Below are 5,000 nucleotides of genomic sequence, written 5' to 3' on the forward strand. Positions count from 1 at the left end.
CTTTCTTTATTCAATCCTGAAGAGGAAAGGTAGATGACGACATCCTGTTCAGTCAGCTGGGCCGCTGCCTTTAGCTGAATATGGGCATCGCTGTAGGCAGAGGTTGAAATGCCTGAACCGATGAATTTATGATGGGCGTCCTGGGCCACGAGGGATGAGGATTCAGAGCCGTAGAATTCTACACGGTTCGCCTGCATGATCAGATTCACCGATTTTTTGATGGAGGAAAAGTCCATTACGTCGATTGTTTCTTTGAACATGCGGATATTATTGTTGAATATCTTCTCGGTGATGGCTTGTTCATGATCCTTTTCCGCGATCTTCTCATCCGCCAGTTCTTTCATAGACTCTGAGATTTCGGAAGCGAGTGTGATTTTCATTGCTTGGAAGCCTTTGAATCCGACTGTTTTCGTGAAGCGGAATACTGTCGAAATCGCTACGTCAAGCTCTTCTGCGACCTGATCGATTGTTTTATGGATAAAGTTCTCCGGGGAATTCAATATATAATCGGCAATCATTTTCTCTTTTTGGCTGAAATCCGGGTATTGCATCCGGACCCTTGCGATACACTGCTGAGGTTGATTCATGGTTTCCACCTCTTACACATTTTCATTTTATCGTTATTATATCACTTTTTCCCCTGAAAATATTTCTTCTCTCTTCAAAATACCAGGAAAGCCTATTGAAAAATGCTCTTTCATTATATACTTGATGCAACCGATTACTTTTAAAAAGATAGGGGGAACACTGTGTCCACTTCTATACCTCTTATTGTAGCATTAGCCGGTATCTTCACTTTACTATATTTGGTTATCCGTACAAAGCTTCATGCATTTGTCGCTTTGCTGCTTGTTAGTCTACTAGTCGGAATGGGGGCTGGCATGCCTCTGCATCAGGTGCTCTCCTCCATCCAATCGGGACTCGGAAGCACGCTTGGATTCGTCGCTGTAATTGTCGGCCTTGGGGCCATGTTCGGACAAATGTTGGAAGTATCCGGCGGAGCGGAAAAAATCGCTTCCTCATTGATCAAGAGATACGGGGAAGAAAAGGCTCCACTCGCACTGAGTGTCACAGGATTTCTCATTGCTATCCCGGTATTCTTCGATGTAGGTTTCATCATCCTAGTCCCAATTATTTATGGGTTGGCAAAAAGAACCGGGCGATCCCTGCTGTATTACGGGATCCCTCTATTGGCTGGATTGGCTGTCACCCATAGCTTTATTCCACCTACCCCTGGACCAGTTGCCGTGGCAGAGCTGATCGGTGCTGACATTGGATGGGTTATATTCTTTGGGACGCTGGCCGGAATCCCTGCGATGATTGTGGCAGGTCCTATATTCGGTAAATACATCAGTAAAAGGATTCATATCAGCATCCCAGCATATATGTCAAATGACGAGAAGGAATCAGACATTCCTGAAGAGGGAACGCCCAGTTTGAAAATATTGATCGGAGTCATTCTGGTTCCCCTGTTCCTTATTCTATTAAACACATTATCCAGCCTCATCATCCCTGACGACCTATTCATTTATCAATTCTTGACGTTTATAGGACATCCCTTTGTAGCATTATTAATTGCTACGCTGCTGTCATTCTATTTTCTAGGGATCAAACTCGGATATTCCAGACAAGAAGTTCAGTTTATCGCTAATAAAGCATTGGAACCTGCAGGAATTATCATCCTCGTCACTGGGGCAGGCGGAGTGTTTAAGCAAGTACTGATTGATTCTGGAGTAGGATATGAAGTAGCACGCGTTATGGTTGCGAGCAGTCTGCCAACCCTCATTCTCGCATTTGGGATAGCAGCCATACTCCGAATAGCACAGGGGTCAGCAACGGTCGCCATGATTACTACTGCAAGCCTGCTTGCTCCGCTCATGACAGATTTAGACTATAGCGGCCCTCAATTAGGGTTATTTGTCATCGCCATCGCATCAGGCTCAACCATCCTCTCCCACGTCAACGATTCGGGTTTCTGGCTTGTAAACCGGTATTTTGGGATGGATGTAAAGGATACACTGAGATCCTGGTCCATCATGGAGACGCTTATAGCGGTTGTTGGATTTGGGGCCGTGTTGGTGATGAGTATTTTTGTCATGTAGGGTAATAGTTTTTGAATAGACAATCTGATGAACCGTAGAAGTAGAGAGTTTGGTTGTCTGCTTCTACGGTCTTTTTGTGGGGTAAGTAAGATGATCATATATGAGAAAGCATGTATGTTTTCTCTTTTAGTCTTGTTAGGACCTTTTGAGTAGGGTTAATTTTGAAACACTTAGCCTATGAGATGAAGAAAGTAGTTACTAGAGATGAGATGAAACACTTGAAATTATGAGTCATTGCGGCAGAATACTCTTTTTTTAAAAGAGCATATTCTTTTTGATGTAGGAGCTTAATAGGGTAATAGGTAGAAACAAAAACATTAATATTCAGTATAGTGTGCAGGATCTTTGTCAAATTTTTATTAAAGTTCGCTAGAGGTAGGATGAATTTGTGATTTTTCATTGGTTTGAAAGACTTAGAAGTTATGAAAACATATTTATTGCGTCGTTTTGCAATGCTTATGCGTCTTTTTTTAATTTTTTGCGTCTGATTCAGTGGTTTATGCATCGTTTTTTTCATTTATGCGTCACTTTATTTGGTTTATGCGTCTATTAACAATATTAACCATGTTCGAACCGTGACATTATATTAAATTCACACTTCATTACAAAGTCCCTTCCCCGGGAGTCCCCCTTCTCACCAACCATTCCCCCTCCCACTTCCAAACCAACCAAAAAAGAGTAACTCTCAAATAGCTACCCTTCTAAATATCCCCTGGCGACATCCCACAATCTAATATCGAACCCAAATTACCATCTGCGCTAAAGCTGTGACTATTGATGAACCGCTAATGTCTTCGCCAGCTTCACTCTTCCTGCCCCAACGACCATCCAACTCAATCACTAACCACCACCCCCGGAAGCCCCCACTCCAAAAAACAATACAAAAAAAAAGCAACCCCCTAAAGAGCTACTCTTTTCTACTATTTGCCTGGCGACGTCCTACTCTCACAGGGGGAGATCCCCCAACTACCATCGGCGCTGAAGAGCTTAACTTCCGTGTTCGGCATGGGAACGGGTGTGACCTCTTCGCCATAATCACCAGACGAATATTTAATTGAAGGTTTGTTCCTTCAAAACTAGATAAAGAATTGATGTCAAGAAAGCCGAATATCAGCCGATTGTTCATATAAATATGACTCTTTGTGGTTAAGTCCTCGATCGATTAGTATCAGTCAACTCCACATGTCGCCATGCTTCCATCTCTGACCTATCTACCTAGTCATCTTCTAGGGATCTTACTCACTTACGTGATGGGAAATCTCATCTCGAGGGGGGCTTCATGCTTAGATGCTTTCAGCACTTATCCCTTCCGCACATAGCTACCCAGCGATGCCTTTGGCAAGACAACTGGTACACCAGCGGTGCGTCCATCCCGGTCCTCTCGTACTAAGGACAGCTCCTCTCAAATTTCCTGCGCCCACGACGGATAGGGACCGAACTGTCTCACGACGTTCTGAACCCAGCTCGCGTACCGCTTTAATGGGCGAACAGCCCAACCTTGGGACCGACTACAGCCCCAGGATGCGATGAGCCGACATCGAGGTGCCAAACCTCCCCGTCGATGTGGACTCTTGGGGGAGATAAGCCTGTTATCCCCGGGGTAGCTTTTATCCGTTGAGCGATGGCCCTTCCATGCGGAACCACCGGATCACTAAGCCCGACTTTCGTCCCTGCTCGACTTGTAGGTCTCGCAGTCAAGCTCCCTTGTGCCTTTACACTCTGCGAATGATTTCCAACCATTCTGAGGGGAACCTTTGGGCGCCTCCGTTACTCTTTAGGAGGCGACCGCCCCAGTCAAACTACCCACCTGACACTGTCTCCCACCCCGATAAGGGGCGCGGGTTAGAATTTCAATACAGCCAGGGTAGTATCCCACCGATGCCTCCACCGAAGCTGGCGCTCCGGTTTCCAAGGCTCCTACCTATCCTGTACAAGCTGTACCAAAATTCAATATCAGGCTACAGTAAAGCTCCACGGGGTCTTTCCGTCCTGTCGCGGGTAACCTGCATCTTCACAGGTACTATAATTTCACCGAGTCTCTCGTTGAGACAGTGCCCAGATCGTTACGCCTTTCGTGCGGGTCGGAACTTACCCGACAAGGAATTTCGCTACCTTAGGACCGTTATAGTTACGGCCGCCGTTTACTGGGGCTTCGATTCGCACCTTCGCTTGCGCTAAGCACTCCTCTTAACCTTCCAGCACCGGGCAGGCGTCAGCCCCTATACTTCGCCTTACGGCTTCGCAGAGACCTGTGTTTTTGCTAAACAGTCGCCTGGGCCTATTCACTGCGGCTCTCTCGGGCTTGCACCCTACCAGAGCACCCCTTCTCCCGAAGTTACGGGGTCATTTTGCCGAGTTCCTTAACGAGAGTTCTCTCGCTCACCTTAGGATTCTCTCCTCGCCTACCTGTGTCGGTTTGCGGTACAGGCACCTTTTTCCTCGCTAGAGGCTTTTCTTGGCAGTGTGGAATCAGGAACTTCGCTACTATAATTCGCTCGCTATCACAGCTCAGCCTTCACGATGACGGGATTTGCCTCATCATCAGCCTAACTGCTTAGACGCACATATCCAGCAGTGCGCTTACCCTATCCTCCTGCGTCCCCCCATTGCTCAAACGGAAAGAGGTGGTACAGGAATATCAACCTGTTGTCCATCGTCTACGCCTATCGGCCTCGACTTAGGTCCTGACTAACCCTGAGCGGACGAGCCTTCCTCAGGAAACCTTAGGCATTCGGTGGATGGGATTCTCACCCATCTTTCGCTACTCATACCGGCATTCTCACTTCTAAGCACTCCACCAGTCCTTACGGTCTAGCTTCGCAGTCCTTAGAACGCTCTCCTACCACTGACACCTAAAGGTGTCAATCCACAGCTTCGGTGATACGTTTAGCCCCGGTA

Annotated in this window: 2 protein-coding genes and 2 rRNA genes (2 of these 4 only partly in view); 1 reads left to right on the plus strand and 3 read right to left on the minus strand. The window is 46.7% G+C overall.

Going from position 1 to position 5,000, the window contains the following annotated elements; genetic code table 11:
- Nucleotides 1–587, minus strand: the 5' portion of a protein-coding gene (locus KH172YL63_RS19915) for a MurR/RpiR family transcriptional regulator (RefSeq protein ID WP_173107730.1). The gene continues 253 nt to the left of window position 1, outside the view; 587 of the gene's 840 nt are visible here — the first part of the coding sequence; the start codon lies at nt 585–587; its stop codon lies off the left edge, out of view.
- Between the two features lie 162 nt (nt 588–749).
- On the opposite strand from KH172YL63_RS19915, the gene KH172YL63_RS19920 reads away from it, so the two are divergent.
- Complete coding sequence (locus KH172YL63_RS19920) at nt 750–2,102, plus strand: GntP family permease (RefSeq protein WP_173107731.1); 1,353 nt, start codon at nt 750–752, stop codon at nt 2,100–2,102.
- Between the two features lie 926 nt (nt 2,103–3,028).
- On the opposite strand, the gene rrf is transcribed toward KH172YL63_RS19920, so the two are convergent.
- Both rrf and KH172YL63_RS19930 read right to left on the minus strand, forming a co-directional pair.
- A 5S ribosomal RNA gene (gene rrf, locus KH172YL63_RS19925) occupies nt 3,029–3,145 on the minus strand.
- A 99-nt stretch (nt 3,146–3,244) separates the two neighbouring features.
- A 23S ribosomal RNA gene (locus tag KH172YL63_RS19930) occupies nt 3,245–5,000 on the minus strand (it continues 1,180 nt past the right edge of the window).

Source organism: Bacillus sp. KH172YL63, from assembly GCF_011398925.1.
GTDB lineage: Bacteria > Bacillota > Bacilli > Bacillales > Bacillaceae_B > Rossellomorea.